Source organism: Mesorhizobium sp. M2A.F.Ca.ET.039.01.1.1 (assembly GCF_003998035.1).
GTDB lineage: Bacteria > Pseudomonadota > Alphaproteobacteria > Rhizobiales > Rhizobiaceae > Mesorhizobium.
In genome coordinates this window covers 1-2,179 of the sequence record NZ_RZRY01000893.1, presented here as the reverse complement: position 1 = coordinate 2,179, position 2,179 = coordinate 1, and the positions used below count along the sequence as shown (strand labels likewise).

Genomic DNA, 2,179 nt, shown 5'->3' with positions numbered 1-2,179 from the left:
GGACGACCATGGACAGCTTCCGTCCCGGCGAAGTCGCGCTCAACATTTCCGACACGCGACTGAACCAGCTCAACATGGGCGTGGTGGGTGACCTCGGCACAGGCAAGACACAGCTGCTAAAGTCGCTAATCCTGCAGATCTCGAGCTCGGCAGTGTCCAACCGGGGCATTCGGCCGCGCTTTCTCATCTTCGACTACAAGCGGGACTATAGCAGCCCCGATTTCGTCGAGGCGACGGGCGCGCGCGTGGTCAAGCCCTATCGGCTGCCACTGAACCTGTTCGACACCAGCTCGATAGGCGAGGCTGCGGCGCCTTGGCTGGACCGCTTCCGTTTCTTCGCCGATGTCCTCGACAAGATCTACTCGGGCATCGGGCCAGTGCAACGGGACAAGCTGAAACGGGCGGTGCGTGCGGCCTACGACGCTTGCCTGCCTGGCCAGCAGCCGACACTGTACGATGTCCATGCTGCCTATGGCGAACTGCTCGACGGCAAGTCAGACTCGCCGATGGCGATCATCGACGACCTAGTCGACATGGAGGTCTTCGCCTCCAGAACCAGCGACACCCAGTCATTCGGCCAATTTCTCGACGGCGTGGTGGTCATCTCGCTCGACGCCCTCGGCCAAGATGATCGGAGCAAGAACATGCTCGTCGCGGTCATGCTCAATATGTTCTACGAGAACATGTTGAGCACGCCCAAGAGGCCATACCTGGGAGGCGGTCCACAGCTTCGCGCAATCGATTCCTATCTCCTCGTAGACGAAGCCGACAACATAATGCGCTATGAGTTCGATGTGCTCCGCAAGCTGCTGCTTCAAGGTCGCGAGTTTGGGACCGGCGTCATCCTAGCGTCTCAGTATTTGCGCCACTTCAAGGTGAATGCAACCGACTACCGGGAGCCGTTGCTGAGTTGGTTCATCCACAAAGTCCCAAATGTTACGCCGGCTGAGTTATCGGCCTTGGGGCTTACCGGCGGGGCAGCGGAAATGGCGGAACGGGTCAAGTCGCTGCAAGTCCATCAATGCCTTTACAAGTCGTTCGACCTGCCGGGCGAGTTTGTCCGCGGGCTCCCATTCTTCGAGCTGGAGGCGCGCCGAGAGTCTGGCAAAGGATAGTGCCGTGGTCGACACCCTGACCCCGGCTCAGCGATCTGAGCGGATGTCTCGCATCCGCTCAGGCAATACGAAGCCTGAGGTACTCCTCCGCCTGGCCCTCCATCGGCTCGGGTTCCGCTTTCGACTGCATGGACGGCACTTGCCTGGAAGGCCCGACATCGTCCTGCCAAAATACAAGATGGCCGTCTTCGTCCATGGCTGCTTCTGGCATCGGCATGCCGGTTGTAAGGTGGCCACAACCCCCAAGTCCAACACCGAGTTCTGGCTCGAAAAATTCGATCGAAACGTTGCCCGCGATTCCAGGGTGATCGAAGAGCTCGAAGGTGCTGGATGGCGAGTGATTGTTGCCTGGGAATGCGAACTTGACTCGCCGGCGAAGGCGGCTGCGTACGCTTGCGAGATCGCGGGCAGAGTTCGCCGGATCGGCGCTGCCTAGCCAAGGTAGCGTAGGTGACCCGTGTCCGGATGTGGATTGCGATGCATTTACCGCTTTGGCCCACGCGACACTTGATGAGAGGCTATGATGTCATGCCAGAAATAAGTTCTTCAAAAGTTGGCTAAGCGGCCGCGCCACCGGACGTCTCGAAATCGATCCCCTCCTCGGATTGTCGTGTAGTGTGAAGCCGCCGGGCTTTTTCCCACGATTATGCGATTCCTCCAATAATTTCAGCAGTTAACCGTTTATGGACGGGCACTAACTAGTATGAGACACACCGCAGGCAGGCCATAGCATGCGCTGTCCTGGACATCGCGGGACCTTCGCGATATCGATTGTATGATGCCGACATGCGTTGATCTCTTTGCTGGTTGTGGGGGGTTGTCTCTGGGCTTAGGCGCGGCAGGGTTCTCGACCCTGTTCGGTGTCGAGGCGCATGCCGATGCGTTTTCTACGTATCGGCATAACCTGCTCGACATGCTGGGGGGGAGGCATCGTTGGCCAACCTGGCTTGAAAAGCGGTCTTGGTATGCGCAGGACCTTCTTGCGCGACATGTGGAGGACCTTGCCTCGCTGCACGGCAAGGTCGACCTAGTTGCCGGCGGCCCGCCTTGCCAGGGCTTCAGCA

Annotated in this window: 2 protein-coding genes and 1 pseudogene; all 3 read left to right on the top strand. The window is 59.1% G+C overall.

The window, feature by feature from the left end; all coding sequences use genetic code 11:
* Nucleotides 1-1,115, top strand: a pseudogene (locus EOA24_RS35210) (ATP-binding protein); the annotation flags it as partial.
* A 4-nt stretch (nt 1,116-1,119) separates the two neighbouring features.
* Nucleotides 1,120-1,551 (top strand): DNA mismatch endonuclease Vsr, encoded by a 432-nt coding sequence (gene vsr / locus EOA24_RS35205; protein ID WP_127410664.1) that lies wholly within the window; start codon nt 1,120-1,122, stop codon nt 1,549-1,551.
* A gap of 339 nt (nt 1,552-1,890) precedes the next feature.
* Nucleotides 1,891-2,179: DNA cytosine methyltransferase (locus EOA24_RS35200; RefSeq protein ID WP_133374795.1), on the top strand; the 289-nt coding region annotated here is incomplete at its 3' end.